General features: G+C 41.0%; 20 protein-coding genes. 14 read left to right on the forward strand and 6 right to left on the reverse strand.

The features are described 5' to 3' along the window. Positions 1–428 precede the first annotated feature (428 nt). The 3 genes from AAA938_RS08090 to AAA938_RS08100 all read left to right on the forward strand — a co-directional run bounded on the left by AAA938_RS08090 (position 429) and on the right by AAA938_RS08100 (position 2,259). A complete protein-coding gene (locus AAA938_RS08090) occupies positions 429–821 on the forward strand; it encodes a hypothetical protein (RefSeq protein WP_338228138.1) in 393 nt (130 codons plus the stop codon). Positions 822–951: 130 nt separating this feature from the next. Next, complete coding sequence (locus AAA938_RS08095) at positions 952–1,251, forward strand: hypothetical protein (protein WP_338228139.1); 300 nt, start codon at positions 952–954, stop codon at positions 1,249–1,251. Positions 1,252–1,302: 51 nt separating this feature from the next. Beyond that, the gene (locus AAA938_RS08100) at positions 1,303–2,259 is read left to right on the forward strand and encodes a hypothetical protein (RefSeq protein ID WP_338228140.1); all 957 of its coding nucleotides are present in this window, start codon (positions 1,303–1,305) and stop codon (positions 2,257–2,259) included. 226 nt (positions 2,260–2,485) lie between these two features. Here AAA938_RS08100 and AAA938_RS08105 read toward each other — a convergent pair whose 3' ends face one another. Next, positions 2,486–2,890 carry an XRE family transcriptional regulator gene (locus AAA938_RS08105; RefSeq protein WP_338228143.1) on the reverse strand — a complete coding sequence of 135 codons (405 nt, stop codon included), beginning with the start codon at positions 2,888–2,890 and terminating at the stop codon, positions 2,486–2,488. Positions 2,891–3,617: 727 nt separating this feature from the next. On the opposite strand from AAA938_RS08105, the gene AAA938_RS08110 reads away from it, so the two are divergent. The 6 genes from AAA938_RS08110 (at position 3,618) to AAA938_RS08135 (ending at position 8,288) form a co-directional block, all read left to right on the forward strand. Then, on the forward strand, positions 3,618–3,872 hold the full coding sequence (locus AAA938_RS08110; protein ID WP_338228145.1) for a hypothetical protein: 255 nt from the start codon (positions 3,618–3,620) through the stop codon (positions 3,870–3,872). 2 nt (positions 3,873–3,874) lie between these two features. Continuing rightward, positions 3,875–4,105: a hypothetical protein gene (locus AAA938_RS08115; RefSeq protein WP_338228146.1), complete on the forward strand. Its 231-nt coding sequence runs from the start codon at positions 3,875–3,877 to the stop codon at positions 4,103–4,105. A 181-nt stretch (positions 4,106–4,286) separates the two neighbouring features. After that, positions 4,287–4,937 (forward strand): DUF6266 family protein, encoded by a 651-nt coding sequence (locus tag AAA938_RS08120; protein ID WP_338228147.1) that lies wholly within the window; start codon positions 4,287–4,289, stop codon positions 4,935–4,937. Positions 4,938–5,235: 298 nt separating this feature from the next. After that, positions 5,236–6,375: an FAD-dependent monooxygenase gene (locus AAA938_RS08125; RefSeq protein ID WP_338228148.1), complete on the forward strand. Its 1,140-nt coding sequence runs from the start codon at positions 5,236–5,238 to the stop codon at positions 6,373–6,375. Between the two features lie 180 nt (positions 6,376–6,555). Then, the gene (locus AAA938_RS08130; protein ID WP_338228150.1) at positions 6,556–7,023 is read left to right on the forward strand and encodes a hydrogenase; all 468 of its coding nucleotides are present in this window, start codon (positions 6,556–6,558) and stop codon (positions 7,021–7,023) included. A gap of 683 nt (positions 7,024–7,706) precedes the next feature. Beyond that, positions 7,707–8,288 carry an aspartyl/asparaginyl beta-hydroxylase domain-containing protein gene (locus tag AAA938_RS08135; protein WP_338228151.1) on the forward strand — a complete coding sequence of 194 codons (582 nt, stop codon included), beginning with the start codon at positions 7,707–7,709 and terminating at the stop codon, positions 8,286–8,288. Between the two features lie 472 nt (positions 8,289–8,760). Here AAA938_RS08135 and AAA938_RS08140 read toward each other — a convergent pair whose 3' ends face one another. Together AAA938_RS08140 and AAA938_RS08145 are read right to left on the reverse strand one after the other, a co-directional pair. After that, positions 8,761–9,168, reverse strand: coding sequence for a hypothetical protein (locus tag AAA938_RS08140; RefSeq protein WP_338228152.1), 408 nt, complete (start codon positions 9,166–9,168; stop codon positions 8,761–8,763). A 77-nt stretch (positions 9,169–9,245) separates the two neighbouring features. Beyond that, positions 9,246–9,656: an alkyl hydroperoxide reductase gene (locus AAA938_RS08145; protein WP_338228153.1), complete on the reverse strand. Its 411-nt coding sequence runs from the start codon at positions 9,654–9,656 to the stop codon at positions 9,246–9,248. 484 nt (positions 9,657–10,140) lie between these two features. On the opposite strand from AAA938_RS08145, the gene AAA938_RS08150 reads away from it, so the two are divergent. Both AAA938_RS08150 and AAA938_RS08155 read left to right on the forward strand, forming a co-directional pair. Then, positions 10,141–10,737, forward strand: a complete 597-nt coding sequence (locus AAA938_RS08150; protein ID WP_338228154.1) for a porin family protein — start codon at positions 10,141–10,143, stop codon at positions 10,735–10,737. Between the two features lie 466 nt (positions 10,738–11,203). Next, entirely contained in the window at positions 11,204–12,637 is a 1,434-nt protein-coding gene (locus tag AAA938_RS08155) for a nucleoside hydrolase-like domain-containing protein (RefSeq protein WP_338228156.1), read from the forward strand. A 243-nt stretch (positions 12,638–12,880) separates the two neighbouring features. On the opposite strand, the gene AAA938_RS08160 is transcribed toward AAA938_RS08155, so the two are convergent. From AAA938_RS08160 to AAA938_RS08170, 3 genes are all read right to left on the reverse strand, one after another. Then, positions 12,881–13,948, reverse strand: coding sequence for a dipeptidase (locus tag AAA938_RS08160; RefSeq protein ID WP_338228157.1), 1,068 nt, complete (start codon positions 13,946–13,948; stop codon positions 12,881–12,883). Positions 13,949–14,312: 364 nt separating this feature from the next. Next, positions 14,313–14,786: a transcription elongation factor GreB gene (greB, locus tag AAA938_RS08165; RefSeq protein ID WP_338228158.1), complete on the reverse strand. Its 474-nt coding sequence runs from the start codon at positions 14,784–14,786 to the stop codon at positions 14,313–14,315. 232 nt (positions 14,787–15,018) lie between these two features. Further along, positions 15,019–15,630, reverse strand: a complete 612-nt coding sequence (locus tag AAA938_RS08170) for an START domain-containing protein (RefSeq protein WP_338228159.1) — start codon at positions 15,628–15,630, stop codon at positions 15,019–15,021. A 253-nt stretch (positions 15,631–15,883) separates the two neighbouring features. Here AAA938_RS08170 and AAA938_RS08175 point away from each other — a divergent pair, with 253 nt between their 5' ends. The 3 genes from AAA938_RS08175 to AAA938_RS08185 all read left to right on the forward strand — a co-directional run bounded on the left by AAA938_RS08175 (position 15,884) and on the right by AAA938_RS08185 (position 17,460). Next, complete coding sequence (locus AAA938_RS08175; RefSeq protein WP_338228160.1) at positions 15,884–16,636, forward strand: DUF3667 domain-containing protein; 753 nt, start codon at positions 15,884–15,886, stop codon at positions 16,634–16,636. Between the two features lie 72 nt (positions 16,637–16,708). Next, a complete protein-coding gene (locus AAA938_RS08180; RefSeq protein ID WP_338228161.1) occupies positions 16,709–16,981 on the forward strand; it encodes a hypothetical protein in 273 nt (90 codons plus the stop codon). Positions 16,982–17,085: 104 nt separating this feature from the next. Further along, positions 17,086–17,460: a cystatin domain-containing protein gene (locus AAA938_RS08185; RefSeq protein ID WP_338228162.1), complete on the forward strand. Its 375-nt coding sequence runs from the start codon at positions 17,086–17,088 to the stop codon at positions 17,458–17,460. Positions 17,461–17,590 lie beyond the last annotated feature (130 nt).

A 17,590-nucleotide genomic window follows, 5' to 3' on the forward strand; every position in this document is an offset into this window, starting at 1 on the left:
GGTAACTTTTTGCTCAAACTTGGCCAGTAGTTCAGCAAATCCCGCTATCTTGGAGCAAGCGGTCTGGAGGAGGTTCTCTTTTTTTTCATGATTGAAAACGGTTAAGAATGAATCAAAAAGATACCTCTTTTGGGCTGCTAATCGGAGAAACTACCGCAGGTTTAGTGCAACATCACCTATACGCAGGCAGGGGTTTTGTACTTCGTAGGAGAGGTAAGTAGTAAATTTGAAGTACAGTTCTTCGAAGGAATCTCAGTAGTAAAAACCTAGCTGCGTATAGATGAGAACCGTTGATCTCACCGTATAGAATTAGAAACTTTTTAGGAGACTTTTCCACTTTAGAAAATAATATACTTTCTCGAATAAGGCTATTAAAGCAAATAATTTGAAGAAAAATTATCAAATTAAATAACGAAACAAAATAAATTATGAAAAAATTATTTCTTTCGGCGATAATCTCTTTGATGACAATTTCCGCTTTTGCTCAAAGTTCCTTTGATGTTCCAATCCAAAATATTTCTGCAGACAGCAATATTGTTTATAGATTATTTTCAACAAAGAATATGTACACATTTATCAAATTAAACACGAAAAATGGACAAATGTGGCAAGTTCATTGGGATACAAAAGGCAATCAAATTACAACTCCTATTTCACTATCTTCAAGAGTAACAAATGAACAAGAAATCATTGGAAGATTCTTTCTTTATCCAACAACAAACATATACAACTTCCTTTTACTCGATCAAATTGATGGACGAGTTTGGCAAGTTCAATGGTCAACAGAACCAGAAGAAAGAATTGTAGTACCAATATATTAAAGGTATTGACGTAATATTTTTTTAATTATTTAACAATAGATTCTCGACTTAAGACTAACGCTTTTCTAAGTGGAGTTTCCTTAGGCGAAGAAAATCCAAGACAAAAGGTAATTATAAATAGATTGAAATCATGGAAGATCAAAAGAACGAATTAATGACGTCACAAAAGGCCAATAGTCTTTCAAAGAATTTAAACAGTGCTGCGGACGCGGTTCTTATCCTGGCAATTTTAGCAATCGGTATTTACCTATATCAAAACGCTCTAATCAAAGTCCAAGAAGGTGGAATTGGAAGTTTTGAAAGATTTGAGATTGACTGGAAAGTGATTTTCACTGGAATCATGACACTTCTTGGTTCAATCGGATTGAGTTACATCTTAAAAGGTATTTCTGGAATAATTAAGCTTTTGAACGATATCAAAGAAAAGTAATGTCACTCCCCACTGACTGCTACCAGAAAATCAATTAATATTTAAAGAAAAATGAGCAAAAGGTTACCAAGTGAATTTGCAATTAATATGATGCTTGATAAAGTTGCGATCTTACAACAAGGGGACTTAGAAAGTATTAATTCCCTTAATTATTTCAACAGTGACTCTCCATGCCACATTTACTTTATCTGCAAACGGCCAAGAGTATCTATTGATAAATCCCGAATTAAAGTCACAGAGGAATATTTTGAACTATTTTTCAAGATTCAAAGGGAGGAATCATTTGAAGAATTCTCCATTAAACTAGAAAATACTTATAAAACAACTGATATTTCAATCGAATCGAAATATCCAAATACCAGATTTCAACTTCTTGTTAATGGCGAACTTATATTGGCTGCGAGTGTTGCAGTTTTCTTGCAACATTTTTATCAATATCTTGAAAAAGGTGATTTTCTTGATTTAGAGGTTTTATATATTGGACAATCATATGGAGTAGAAGGTGCAAGAACGGCACCAGATAGATTAAAAAGTCATTCTACACTTCAAAACATATATTCAGAATCTATTCAAAACAACCCAGATTGTGAAATCTGGCTTATTCTTGCATCGTTTTCCCAAATTAACTTAATGATGTTTGATGGAAGAACTGAATTTACTGAAGAAGAGAGAGATAATGATAAAGAAAGATTCCAAAAAGTATATGATAAATTGAATTGGGAAGGAATAAATGAACAACAAAAGATAAATTTTACTGAAGCTGCCCTAATAAAATACTTTGAACCGCCTTATAACAAGATTTACAAAGAAACTTTTCCAAATCCGGCACATGCAACTTATTCTGAATGTTATGATTTGGATGTTAATGCTGTTTGTATAGAACTTCAGACATTTGAGCAAGCAAACTTTTGTTTATTCTCCCAAAAAATAAAATCAGCTCCTTGGTACATGGAGAATTTTCCTTTACACTCTCCAGAAGAAAGAAAAAGTATGTTTGACTGGGTGTAGTTTGTAACTACAACCTTTTATTTTTCTAACAACTATAATCATACCCCCCACTGGGAGTAGAATCGTGGCCTAAGCGGAGTTTGCAACCCCCCTCTGCTAGTACAAAAGCCAATTTGGACTAAGCAGAGTCCCTACAGCAGTTCGGGAAAAACTCTGCTTTCCTATTTAACAGTATTCGTAATTCTCTTAAGTTCAGAAAGCCTGGTATGGAATAGCCTAAAAGATTTCACTTCTTCAGCAACTTTTCCAAACGCTCCATCATCTCATCCTTTTCCTTCAGCATGCGCTCATATAGGGCGATTTTTTCCTCGTGGAGCTTAATAATTTGATCTACAGGATTGATGGAGGAATTATAAAAGATAGATGCAGGTTGATTGCAATGCTCAAAGGTATTTGATATGATATTAATCGCCTGCTCTTCATCAAAATTCTGAAAAGCCTCCACCGGAATTCTCAGAATCTCACCTACCTGCCGAAGCAGCCCCTCCTCCACTTCTTCCTTTTGCTCCAGCAAGCTTACTTTCTTCTGTGACCAATCGGGGCCGAGTTCGTAGGCCAAGCTCTCTTGCTTGATCCCCATCATCTCCCGAAATCGCTTGATATTTCTGCCGTGGTGGATTTTTTCGTTCATAGTCTGAAGTATTAGGAAGGGAAATTAACAAAATCTCTCAAAAGTCTTTGGACTAATTTATTCTATAAGGATGAGACCAGCAAGCAATCCGCGGGTTTGGATGATAAATCGAGACAAGAGGTGTCGGTATGGGTGATTTTGATTGCGAATTAGGGTGTCCATTAGCAAAGAGAATGACGCGGTAATCACAAGATGCAACATATATCGGTCATGCCTGCTTGCGGCAGACAGGCCTATGGCATTTGTAAGGGATCCTCAATGCTGTATTTCCAGTCATTTATGGTTCGACTTGGTTCGACTCCGCTCACCAACCACCGCTCACCAACCATGGCTGGTTAACTTATCGGTCATGCCTACGGCATTATTATCACGCAATTCCTCACCAGTCCCAGAGGGACGACCCATATCCATGCCAGAGGTTTCAACCTCTGGAATTTGGAATGACAATATCTCCAGGCAAAGTCCCATGGGGACGGACGATATTCACCTCCTAATCAGAATCCACCTGTTTTCATCTTTACAAAATCCCCCTAACCCACCTTGGAAAAGGGGGAGCAGCTCAGTTTTGAACTCCAATGTTTTACTAGAGAAATTGACGTTCATCTTCGAAGAGATTCATTCAAGTGAAGGGATAATTTATTCCCTCCAACTTCTATTTCATTCGATTGAGGAATGGGATAGAAATCCGGATTCATCCAATTTTCCTGAAACAAACTGAACGGAAACCATGAATTTCTTACACATTTCAAATATCCATAACTCAGTCCTCTCCCTGGGAGGCAACGTAAATGCCGTATATGGGATGGATTCTGGGATTTTTTCTGAGCTTTTGCTTCGGGCTTTGGAACTGAACAGAAAACTTGTTGCGGCGATCAGCAGGGAATGGGAATCGGAGGAACATTGTCTCGACTATGTCATTCGCCTAATAGAAGAATGCAAAAAACTTGAAGTCACCGTTTCCGAAAACCTAAAATCTCAATAGCTATGAATAGGTTAACCTGTATTCCCGGAAAAGAACTTTTTGAACTGCACGATCCCGCAACCATCCAAAAGTACCTTTGGGAAATGCACAAGGCTTGGATGCGCTACCTAAGCGAGGATATCGATGGAGAGGATCCTTCGCCCAGGCTTTTTTTCTTTGAATTGCTTTGGAACCTACTTGCTGAGTCTATACCCAGTCAAAGCCATTCCAAAAACCAAGACTCTAATTCCTAAGTTTATTTAGCCTTTCTTTAGCCTATTGATAGGTTTTCAATAGGTTAATATCAAATAAAACCTATATCACACCTTTCATAACCTTATGTGATACAATAAGTTATAGGCCTTACTATTTGGATTTTTAGCTGAATATTTTTTAATTAACCATCTAGTTACCAAACCCTTCAATTTTTAACCTATGGCTATTCTACCCAACTCCAATGTTTTCTTTCCCAAAGGAAAAGTGGGAAATCTTGTATTCTACACGCTCAATGGTAAGACAGTAGTTCGAAGTCGGCCTACCCACCCCCACAAAAACAAGTATAATCCCAGTCCACTCCAGCAAATCCAAAGGGAAAAGCTAAAAAACATCAATGCATTCCTAAAGCCCATCAAGCAAGCCTTGGACTTCGGGTATCAGGAATTTCTTACCCAAAGCAAAAAAGGAATCCACTTCGCTTATTCCGAAATAAACACCAAGGGATACAATCACACCCGCGAACCAAAAATAGACCCCGCCTATCTGCGAATCAGCAAGGGCAATCTCCTCGGTCCTGAAAATGCAGAGCTTGTAAAAAACGGAAATGCTTTGGAGTTTTCCTGGATAGATAACTCCACTGAAGGAAAGGCACAGCCTACCGATGAAACATTCATTTTGCTTTATTGCCCGGAGGAAAAAAAGTGCATCTGGCCCTCGGTAAAGTTCCGTCGTGAAACCGGTAATGCCCTGATCGAATTAGACCCCAACAATTTCTCTTTTTCTTGGCATGTCTATCTTGCCTTCAGTCAGCTGAACATTAAGAAAAAGGAATATATCCTCTCGGATTCTGTGTATTTGGGATTGATTTGATGGGGTACTTTTGGCACTTACCCCCCGCACTTGGGGACTTTATTCACGGAGTATTTGCATTCAAAGGTGTTCATGAATGCTTCCCATTTCACCCGTTGGAACGGTCATCGTTTTGACCTATATTCACTATTCATGACAAACACAGCATCAACCTAAAAATGGTGGTTCAGTGGTCAATTGAAGCTTTGTGTCCCGCACTTACGGGAATTTTGCTTGCTTGATCCCGAAGCTTTGTGACTTCAGAATCGCCTCCTTCGGGTACCGGCAAAACGTTGGCAGTAAATTAAAAATGAAATTGATGAAGATAACAATAATTGGTGGAGGAATTGCGGGTTTAACCACTGCATTGGCTCTCAAGAAACTAGGATTTGAGTGCGAACTTTTTGAACGAGCAAAACAACTAAATGAAGTTGGGGCAGGTATTTGGATACAACCAAATGCGATTAAGGTTTTAGATTGGTTAGGTGTAGGTAACCTTGTTAGAGAGAGTGGCACCTTGCTAAATCAGGTAGACATAACAAACGCTCAATTAATTCCATTTAAAAAAACGAAACAAGAAGTAATTCAAGACGAAAGAGGTAACAAAATTGTAGCTATCCATAGAGCAACATTGCAGAAAATACTTTTTGAAGCCATACCTGAGGAAAACATACATTTAGGATACGAATTCAAATCATTGGAGCAAAAAGAACATCAGGTAAAAATTTCTTTTGGCGAAAGAGAGGTTCTGTCTGATTTGGTAATAGGCGCTGATGGAATTAACTCAAAGGTTAGGGAAAGTATATTCTCAAATACTTCAAAAAGATTCTCAGGTCAAACCTGTTGGAGAGGCATTTCCGAAATTAGGCTACCCGATGAATTTCAAAATGCAGGAATTGAAAGTTGGGGGAAAAAAGTGCGTTTTGGATTTTCTCAAGTCACAGAAAATCAAGTCTATTGGTTTGCTGTTATTAAAGCTTCGCAAAACGGCACCGACAATGTCAATACACTAAAGACAGACTTAAAAAACCGATTCAGTGACTTTAACCCTTGGGTGCTAAATATCATAGAAAACACCAAGGCTGAAAAAATTATTAGAAGCGATATTTCAGACCTGAAAAGGTTGGATAAGTGGCACAAAGATAAAGTGGTATTGGTAGGAGATGCTGCGCACGCTACAACGCCTAGTATGGGACAGGGTGCGGGTCAAGGAATAGAAGATGCCTACTACTTGGCTAATATTTTAGCGAAACGCAACCCATTAGAGCAAGCCTTAAATTTATTTGAATCAAACCGACGGGAAAAAGTAGATTATGTGGTTAATAATTCGTGGAGATTTGGACAGATGGCACATAGTGATTTTGGGCAGATCGTAATGAAAACTATTATGAAATTGACACCTGATAAGGTAATGAAGCAACAAATGAATAAACTATATTCTATTCAGGAGAAGTTTTAAAAAAGGTACAGCCAACAAGACCTACCCAAGAATGGCGGTTCAGTGGTTAATTGAAGCATTTTGTTCCGCATCTACAGGATTTCTGCTTGATTGATCCCGAAGCTTCGGAACTTCGAAAACGCCACCTTCGGGTAGCTGCAAGCATGATAACAAAAGTAAAACAACAAAAAAGTATGAAATATGATAAGCTACACTAAGACAAAACCATACGCAGACTTGCTCTTATTTCTTGGAATACTTTTGTTTTTGTTTGGTCTACTCATTGGCCTATTTATTCCATTAATGACAAATCCTAGAATGGGACTTTCTGCACATCTTGAGGGGACAATGAATGGAATGTTCCTGGATATTCTTGGACTTATATGGCATAAACTTTTATTAAAAGAGAAGTGGTTAACTACCGCCTTCTGGTTAAGTATGTATGGTTCATTCGCAAACTTTTCGGCGGTGACCCTTTCAGCTATAACCGGCGCTGGAAAAATGATGCCAATTGCTGGGGGAAAAGAAGGAAATCCGGTTGTTGAAGTTTTAATTTCATCGCTACTTATTTCACTTTCTCTTGCCATGCTTGTTGTTTGTATCATTGTTTTAGCTGGGCTTTATAAGAACATGAAGCAAATCCCATCTGCCAGTAGAATAGCCGATTAGGACTAAACAGGGTTTTTAACTTCGCGTTTCATTTTAGGGAATTTGTAATTCCTCTGCTCTCCGGGGTAAAAAAACCAATGAAGAGCCCCTCCTGCCAGGGGGGAGTTGGTTCCCGTTCCTATCCAAAACCCGTTTTCTTTTGCGGTTATGAGCCTTCGTGCCCTCATTTTCCCCATTGTGCCCTTTGCGGTGATAAATAGACAAATGGGTAACCTTTCCAAATCTGAATTCCTTTGTGATTTAGCGCCTTTGTGGCCTAACAAAACTCTTTGTGCCCTTTGTGGTGAAAAATAGACAAATGGGGTACCTATCCAAATCTGAATTCCTTTGCGCCTTGGCGTCTTTGGGGCCTAACAATACTCTTTGTGCCCTCTGTGGTGAAATTCCTCCCCTTCGTTAAGTAGGATAGCCATTTAAGACTACGCTCAGTCCCTACAGCTGCGCGGAAGCCCACCGTGTTTTGATCTGATTCACGTCTCCTTACTCGCAGCACAGCTCCAGGACCGCTATTTAGCTCTCTTTTGAAAGCAGAACATTTGAAGGTTTCCTGCCTGCATAAAGAAAAATGAAAAAACCAGCCGAATAGAAAAAATTCATTTTTCCCCGGATAAACGGTTACGTTTCGACTGCCCTCTGCGACATAATGTGCCAATAATCATTTTCAACTTAATCGACAGATTACCATGAAAAACTTCAAACTCATCAAACAGAATATCCCAACTCAGCCATTTCTGGATCAAATCGCATCCATAGCAAATGCATGGGCCGGATCTACTGGTCGACAAGATAAAATTATGGTTCAACGTGAGGCACTAGCGATTCCTTTGAGAGGTCTGAGGAAATCGGCTATTGGGGATAGAAAGCGTCGGGACGTACACGAAAGCCGATGGACAACAGGCAGCAAACAATATCCTTTGTTTGTTCAATTCTTAAAGGACTTTGCCAAGGAAAGAAATGAAATTCTGGGAAGGGCAAAAATTGTTTGTTTGCCTGCTGGCAAACAGGTTTACCCACATATCGATCGAGGGGAATACTATCGCGTCAGAAATCGCTATCATTTAGTCCTAAGATCAAGCCTTGGGTCATGGATGAAAACAGGGGATGAAGAGGTACGAATGCAGGAAGGTGAACTATGGTGGTTTGACAACAATGAGGTTCACGAAGCCCGCAATGATGGAGATCAGGATCGCATTCACGTGATTTTTGACATGTTGCCTGCCGAACTTGAGGCGGAAGTTTTTAGAGTCCACTCGGCCGCTTTGTAGGCGGTTCCAGCCGTTTGTTCTATTCCTTACAGCATTACTCCCCCTGTTGGGAGTAGTGCCCTTACTTAAGCGGAGTCCTCGGTAGCATCGGGAGCAACCCCGCTTTTCTATTTTAGGGAATGTGTAATTCTCTTTACCAACTCTGTGGTAATAAAACCCATGCTAAGCCAATCCCCCATACCCCTCCCAAATCTAGTTCGGGACAGGCTTGCCAAGGGGGTTTGGATTCCATATCCCATCCCAATCTGAATTCCTTTGTGCATGGGCGCCTTTGTGGCCTAAAAATTACACTTTGTGCCCTTTGCGGTGAATAATTGACAAAAGGGTTACCCATCCCAATCTGAATTCTTTTGTGCCTTAGCGCCTTTTTGGCCTAAAAATTACTCTTTGTGCCCTTTGTGGTGAAAAATAGACAAATGGGTTCTATCCAAATCTGATTTCCTTTAAGTCTTTGTGCCTTCGCTGCCTCATCTTAAGGAACAAAAGCCCGAACCAAGGAAAAGATAAACAATGCAGTCCAGCCAAGTGCACGCCAGCGATTGACTCGGAGGAGCTTTTCGACCGTTTCCTTGGGATTTGCTCCTCGATCAAGTTCACCGTGAACGGGAACAGCGATGAAAAAGGTATTGATCCAAATCCCTACCAAAATCAATCCATCCACCAGGAAAAGGAGTGGCTCAAAAAGGATTTGCAGAGCAATTACCCCCGTTTGAATAAACAACATAGGCCCGACGAAATACAGGATTTTGCGGGTATATAGCCCATGCCAGTGATACAGCTTTTCTTTGTCTATATATCTGAAAGAGGGATAAATAATGACCTGCACCAACCAAATCAAAACAAAAAATCCCGAGTCTACCGAAAGTCGAATCCATTCCATTTTCCTCTATTTTTTTGTGGAGATTCAATGCCCGAAATCGAAAGCATGATCTCCATTAAAAAGCTCTTGTTTTTGCGTTAGCTGAGTTGCCAGCGGGTTTCGGTGTGGACTCTTTTCAGAATCAGAAAAAAGGGAACCCACCAAATCAGATCATTGGTGTACAGGGTATAGCTGAATTCAAAGGGAATTTCTTTTAGGACCAAATAATTGAACAAGAAACCGATCGGCCCAAAGATTTTACCCAAGAATCCGACAGCCACGATGGGCCAATGTTTGAGCGGATTGTAGCTTGCCCACCAATAGCCCAAGCCATATACGCCAACGATCATTCCGGTACCTTGCCAGATGCTGGGATGCTGAAGGGGAGCCATGCCCGTCCACTCGAAAAAACTATGAGGCCAAATGACCACCCAAGCACCCCATAGTATATTGTAAATTGCTGCCCATTTCAGACAGGCAGACATCCAATCGGGATAATTTTTTTCCATGTCCTAAGGACAATCCCCAAATCAAAAAGTTTGAAAATGTGCTGAATCTTTTTTCACGAAATAAAACAGATGGGGAAATATTCTCTTTCGATCAAGGGAACTGCGAGTCTAAGTAAAACTTACTCCCCCAGTTTCTGCATTAAAGACTTGTAATTCCCCCAGTTCCTTGCTAGGGGGGACTTGGTTCCGTTTCCCATCCCAATCTGAATTCCTTTGTGCCTTAGCGCCTTTGTGGCCTAAAAATTACTCTTTGTGCCCTTTGTGGCCTAAAAATTACCCTTTGTGCCCTTTGCGGTGAAAAATTGACAAAAGGGTTACCCATTCAAACATGAATTCATTTGTGCCTTAGCGCCTTTGTGGCCTAAAAATTACTCTTTGTGGCTGTCTAGGATTAAAATTGAGCTATCTCCGACTTTAGCGACCTCTATCCCAACAAATTTGTAATTTGGTTGCATCAACTGAATTTTGGCACTAAATCCTTCCCATGAATCGATTTTTGACTGGTACATTAAAGCCATTTCTTGTCCTTTGTTTTATAATGGTTTCCTATCGTGGTTATGCTCAGGAGATTGCTACACAGGATGGGGATAAGGCTCAATATGGAATCAAAGCAGGAATCAACTTTGCTGAACTTTGGGGTAAAGATGCCCTTCCTGAAAGTGACCGAAAAGTTGGCTACTCACTTGGTGCTTATGCTTCATACAAGCTCTCCAAGGACCTTAAGCTGCAGCCGGAAATCATTTGGTCACTGCAAGGGGAAGATTCCAAGGAAAGTGGTAGATATAAAATTTCTTACATCAATATTCCTTTAATGCTGAAATGGATCGAAGGGAAATTCTATTCTGAACTAGGCCCTCAGCTGGGTTTGCTGACTATCAACACATCCAAATCTGTTCCTGAGGAACTCCAACTTGAAAACTTCGAGACTTTTGATTTTTCCATTAATCTAGGACTTGGATATAAGGTAGCGGAAGACTGGACCCTTGGTCTGAGGTACAGCCAAGGACTAAGTAATATTGCAGAAGGTCGCGACTTGAAAAACAGTGTGATTTATGTGGGTTTGGCCTACAGGATATTTTAGTAAAATATCTTTGCCTTTACCTGTCGAGATGCAGAAAAACTGCTGATTCATTCATTTTTCAGGGGGATACCTAACCGGTCGTTTTCTCTATCAAGCCCCCTCTGATGGCAGAATATCCAATTAGAACCAAGCGCAGGTTTGCAACTCCGCTTTTTTGTTTTAAAAAATTTCTAACTCCTCCCCTGAAGGATGGCTTCCAGAAAGCATGTCCCAAGAATCAGAATTAACCGTCACTTGGGGACTTTCACTTTTAGGAACGACCGATATTTAATCTATATTCACCATTCCATGCATGCAAAGATCTGTTTTTGAAGGCATCCCGATTTCAGAATGGAGTCTTGTTCTTCCATTAAAGATTGTGACCTATGGGCCAAAAAAGTCCTGAGACAAGGACACCCTACAGAAGCCAAAGACAGTAAGTGATGATGAAAACCCTCTTTAAAAATCAAATCGATTAATCAAAAAAATGAAAACTTTAAGAGTTCACTACCTTCTTATTCTTTTCCTGTTACTTTTTCAAAAAGGATTTTCCCAAATCAATGCCAAAAGCAGGGTGATAATCCTGTCTGACATTGAAGCAGATCCTGATGATGCTCAGTCCTTTGTTCGTTTGCTTTTATATTCCAACCAAATAGATATCAAGGGAATGATAGCAACGACCTCTTGCTGGCAAAAAAACAGGGTAGCCCCTGAATCCATCAAAAAAATTGTAAAAGCCTACGGAAGAGTTCAAGCCAACCTGAATAAACACGAGGCTGGATTTCCTACCGAAAACGAACTTTTGCTAACCATAAAACAGGGATTGGCAAAATATGGTATGACGGGGGTTGGCAAAGGTCAGGATTCAGAAGGATCTGAATGGATTATTAAAACTCTTGAGGACGACGACCCAAGACCCTTGCATATATCAGTATGGGGCGGAGCAAATACGTTGGCGCAGGCATTATTCAAGTTAAAAGAGACGAAAAATGCCAGAGAATTACAGCGGCTCATTTCAAAACTCAGAGTTTACACGATTTCCGACCAGGATGACAGCGGTATTTGGATACGAAATACCTTCCCGGACCTTCATTACATAGTGAGCCCCGGTGATGATTATGGAAGTGCAACATGGATTGCAATAAACAGTCAAATAAAAGGAATCAGTAATGAAGAAATCAGCAACCGATGGCTAGCACAAAACATACAACAAGGTCATGGACCACTCGGAGCAGCCTATCCGGATGTGGCTTGGGGATTAGAAGGGGATACGCCTGCATATTTAAATCTAATTCCCAATGGATTAAACAATCCGGAACATCCTAACTGGGGGGGCTGGGGTGGTCGTTACGAGTTGTATAAGCCCGATTTCAGCAAGCAAAAGAAAGGTAATTCGGGTGTTCCTTTTGAACCTGAAACAAGGGCAATATGGACCAATGCCACAGACTATTACCGGCATTTCATTCCAAACAATTTCGGTAGAGCGATCAAATTAGACACTACCCAGTATAACGACAACAAAGCTTCTCTATGGCGTTGGCGTGAAGATTTTCAAAACGATTTTGCGGCTCGAATGGATTGGTGTTTAGCCGAATATAGCCATGCAAACCACCCCCCGGTCCCGGTAATTAATCAGGAAGATGAAATTACGGTAATATCCGGTCAGGGATTTGGTATAGATGCATCAGATACTTACGACCCGGATGGGGATAGCTTCAGCTATTTATGGTTTGACTATCCTGAGGCGGGTACCTATAAAAAATCCCTCAATATTTCTCCTGAAAATTATAATAATATTTGGCTAACCGCCCCTGAAGTAGAGAAACAAGAATCAGTACATATCATTCTAAAAATTACTGACAAAGGAACTCCTCAGTTATCCAGATATAAAAGAATTATTGTAACCGTATTACCAAAATAGCTATTTCCTACTGCCAAAGGACTAGCCTCCACTTTTCCTATTGACTTAGCTGGCTTTTTATGTTAACTCCTCAATCTCCCAAGGATTCCAGACAACCTGTAATCCCTGGCTTACTGATTTGTAAGTTGATTCTGATAGAAAAGCCTAAACGGCCTATTCAGCGGTTGGAAATCGGCTTTCATTTCAAAGGTGTTTGCAATTTTCCTCACCAATTTCCCTTTACCGCCTTTCCTCACCTAAAAATCATCCATCTTTCAACACATCCTTCAATACCCTAGCTGTATTATCCAGCAAAATCTTTTTTACCTCTAAAGAAGATAGGCCTCGCTCTATTAGTGCTGTGGCTAAAGTGGGAATTTGCTGATAAGTATCCAGCACAGGTTTGAAATTGCTGTCCATGTCGGTCCCGATTCCCACATAGTCAATTCCCACTACATCAACCAGGCGGAGAATATTTTCCACATATTCTTCAAAACTTTGGTTGAAGCCGGAGGGCCAGGCACCAATCACCCCTCCCGTTTGCGCGATGAGTTTGGCATGCTCCGGGGAAATCGCCCGAGCCGCAATGGGACGGTCGGCCTCCATTTTCAGGATACTGTGAGATAAAATAATTGGAGACTGAGTAAGGCTGACCACATCCTGAACAGTCTCAAATGAGGCATGGGCCACATCGATCACCATCCCTAGGGCATTCATCTTCCGAACAACCTCCTTTCCCAAGGGAGAAAGACCATGGTGGATGGCCTCATGAGTTTGCAAATCCCCCAAGGGATTGGGGGCATAATGCACCAACTGAATCGAGCGCACCCCATCCGTATACACTTCGTCGAGTTGATCTGCTGCCTCTAGGAAATCTCCCCCTTCACAACTGAGAAATCCTGCGGTCTGACCCTTTGCAATGGCTTGGGTTAGATCCTTTGGATTTTTGGCTAGGCTTAAGGAATTGATCGAAAAGAGATTGCTGAGCGTAGCCAATTGCCGCTTGTATTCTTTCCAGCCATCCCCTTTTCCAAACATGCCAGTAGGCACGATCCCGGTTTCGGTACGCTTTAGCAAGGGCCGATCCATGACCATACTGAGAAATACTCCCGACACATTTCCCATTTGCATGTCTCGAACGGTTTTGGACACGCCTTCCTCACCGGGAAAGGTTTCCATTCCTTTCATAAAGAAATTTCCGGGATGGGCATGCAGATCGAAGGCAGGGAAGATCTCGTTTTCATCCTCTTTCAAAAACGAAAAACTCATCCCGGTAAAGGAAAGTCCGGCTAAAGCAATCGCCTGTCGAAGAAACTCTTTGCGTGTGGTCATGGATATAAGATACAAAAAGTGGAAAGGATTTCATGATAAATCTCCCTTACCTCCTTTTAAAATGGGGGAGTTTTTCCTGTTCTAGGGCAATGTTTAAAATCCGAAAAGAACATTCTTTTATTGATAAATTTTGTTCTGAGCAAAAGTGCGGTGGGTGGAATTGGCCGCGAGGGTGCGGTAGGAAGGTGCGTGAGGAGCATAGCCAATTCTTGACCTTTTGGTTCTTTTGGGTCAAGCCAAAAGAACAGAGAAAAATCCTTAAGGACTGCTTAATAATACAATAACAAAAATTGGCTCCCCTTCTAATCAAGGAGAAATCTTACCATTTGAAACTACCCAGCCCCAGTTAAAAGAAGCTGATTTGCTACTTCTCGTACTCAATCTTCCTGATCTTCCAAGCCATCTGCATAGTCGGAGTTTGGACGATCGCCTCATCCCCTACTTCTTTTTTGAGCAGGGCCTGCGCCATTGGAGAATCTACTGAAATGTAATCCCTCCGTTCAAAAATCTCCTCCCCACCTACGATTCGGATGCGAATCTTGTGTCCTTTAGCATTTTCCACCTCCACCCAAGCCCCGAACATGACTTTTCCTTCCTGAAAAGGGGTGTAGGGAATCACCTTCAGATTATCCAGCATTTTTCGTAGGTAATGCACGCGACGGTCGATTTCCCGAAGACGTTTTTTGTTGTAGGTATAATCGGCATTTTCGGAGCGGTCCCCCAAGCTTGCCGCCCAGGCTACCTTTTGGGTAGTCTCCGGACGCTCCACCTTCCACAGGTGATCCAATTCGGCCTTCAGCTTTTCCAGGCCTTCGGGAGTAATCCACAGTGTTTTCATTTTGATAAGATTGGAAGATTAGAAGATTGAAAAATTAAAAGATTGATTTTAGTAAATCCATTGATCCATACTTATTGCTCATTGATGATTGGCTATTGATAATTGCTTCACTAGCGCAAGCCCGCCTGGAGGACGGACAGGTCTCCTGACCTGCCTGCAGCAGGCAGGCTTGTGCTTTGCATCAGCCCTTTCTTTAGCCTTTAAAATTTTCTATTGCAAAATAATTTATCGGCTAATTACCGTCAGCCAAATACTCCCGCAGACTTTTGAAGGTTTCGAATGGTCCTTCAGCCAGGGATAAATTCATCAGCCAGGCAGGGATAGAACCTCCCGGATCGATCAAAATGCTGTGTTTGATCTCTATATGATGATCATCCACCACCTGAATGTACCAATGTGCCTCACTCAGAGGAACTCGTACAAATCCATCACGGGGAGGAATAAATCCAGGTCTACCGATAGCAGAAAAATGATATTCGTTGGGCTTACTTCCCTTTGACATTTTCACCTGTAGGATCAAGTCCCTGTTGGAAACAGGCCAAGGAGTCTGCAGCTCAGCACGATAGACAAATTCCTCTGATGAAATTCGCTTCAGCATTTCCGTTTTCCGGATTTTGTATTGCCATTTGTGGAAGTTATCCAGATCAAACAAAGCCTCCGAAAGTGCTTCAATAGAAGTAGAAACCGTGAAACTCGACTGGATAGAATTAATCTTGGAGTCTTCCATTTTACAGGTGTAGACTTCGATGCCCTCAGCAGATTTTCGAAGCTCACAATCCTTTTGCTGTGTCCCAAATGGAAAAGTGAAGAAGGTTAAAAGGGCAATCGTAAGGGTAATTCTCAAGGCTTGGTATTTTCAGGGTTACTTGAAATCGAAAATAGGGTAAAAAGTTTACTTCCCTATTCTGAAAAACAAGCATATTCTTACTTTACCCTAGGGAAACCTACAAGCCCCATCTCGAGGGAAAGATTTTGTCAGACAATTAGGCTTTAGAAAAGAAAAAATAATCCATAAGTCTGAGTATTGGTCAGGCACAAAACTCCACCTTCCACCATTTACCAAAAAATCAGTAGATTAAGCATAAATGGCACTATCGATGAATTGTAAGAACTGCGGAAATCTGGTAGAGGAAAACTTTTGCGGGAATTGCGGTCAAAGCATAAAGATCAGCAGGATCAATTTTTCAGGTTTTATCAATGACCTTTCCGATTCGGTATTTCAAGTCAATCGGGGGCTGTTTTTCACTATTTGGGAATTGATTGTGAGACCCGGAATTGCTATAAAAAACTTTCTTCAAGGAAAGAGAAAACCCTATTTCAAGCCTTTTGCTTTTTTATTGACTACTTCTACCTTTTACTTCCTTTTGGCCGAATTCACAGATCAAAGTACCTGGCTGGACTCCTTTTATTCAGGCTGGATCTCAGGTGCCTCAGATCTAAACCAAGAATCCAATGCGGAAAAAGTGTTGAGCTGGTTTGTTTACAATTTTCGGATATCGACTTTGTTTCTTCTTCCTGTTTATTCTTTTGCATGCTTCCTTTCCTTTCGAAAATTTGGATTCAATTTTCTTGAGTTCATTGTCATCAACTGCTATGTCTCAGGGCAGCAAGCTTTAATTTACGGAATCTGTACTTTGGGAGAGGCCCTGTTTCAAAACCAGTTGTTTGAGAGTAGTTCCTTCTTTTTGTCCACGGGGTATGCCTTTTGGGTATTTTGGAAACTATTTGATCAAGCCAAGCCGGCCGGAAGAGTTTTCCGTACCCTTCTTACCTATTTGCTCTACCTCACTTTTGGGACACTCTTACTATTTGCAGCTATGGCTGTAATCACTTTAGCTCAAAAAATTTGATATCTTAAAGAATGATTTACCAGCTGAGTCGGAATGAAAACCGATTGAATGACTTTTAAAACCAATTGAAAAATGGAAAAGAATAATTATGAAGAGATGAGTAACGAGCAATTGCTAGCCGAGGTAAAAAAGGAAAAAACCTCCAAAAAATACCATGCTTTTGGGATTGGCTTTCTTGCCGGAATTCTGATTTTTGGGTTTGGAGCATGGATTCTTTCGCCAGAAAAGCGAATCGGATTCCTGATTCCGATGATTTTTCCAGTCTTTTTTATCTACAAACTCCTAAAAAATCCAAGAAACACTTCTGAACTAGAAAAGGTCCTGAAAGAGCGGGGTTTGATTTAAGTGAATCATTGGCTTTTTCTGAAAGGAAAAAAGAAAAGCCTTGAATTTTGGGTAACTTTAAACAAAGGCCAAGCCTTTTTTACAGCCACCAAACCCTCAATACGATGAAAAATTCAATCCTAATCCTGCTGGGACTATCCCTGACTTTTTCCTGCAAAAGCCCAAGTGAATCCAGTGAAGAAGCCCTTTCCATGCCTGAAGAAAGCTCCTCCCAACCAGAAGAAATAATGGCAGGAGGCTGGGAAGAAATACCTGTAGATCAGGAAGTCGAAGAGGCTGCCAAGTTTGCTTCAGAAAATATCGACCCGGAATTTTACCTTCAGAAAATCCTTTCCGCGAAGCGACAGGTAGTGAAGGGATACAATTACGATGTGACCTTCACTTTGGAAAACGGAGAGACCTGGAATGCCATTGTCTACCGGGACTTGGATGGCAAGTATAGCCTTACCCAGCATACACTATTGCCCAAGGAGGAGTAATTTTCAAGTCACCATTGAATGGTGTACAGACTTCTGATTTCTAAAGCTATTTACTAACCAATGCGGAATTTGAGCGAATGGCTCTAAGTAAAAACCAAGCTTTACAATCCAATCTTTTTCGTTTGAAGGC

This window comes from Algoriphagus taiwanensis (assembly GCF_036245645.1).
GTDB classification, from domain to species: Bacteria; Bacteroidota; Bacteroidia; order Cytophagales; family Cyclobacteriaceae; genus Algoriphagus; species Algoriphagus taiwanensis.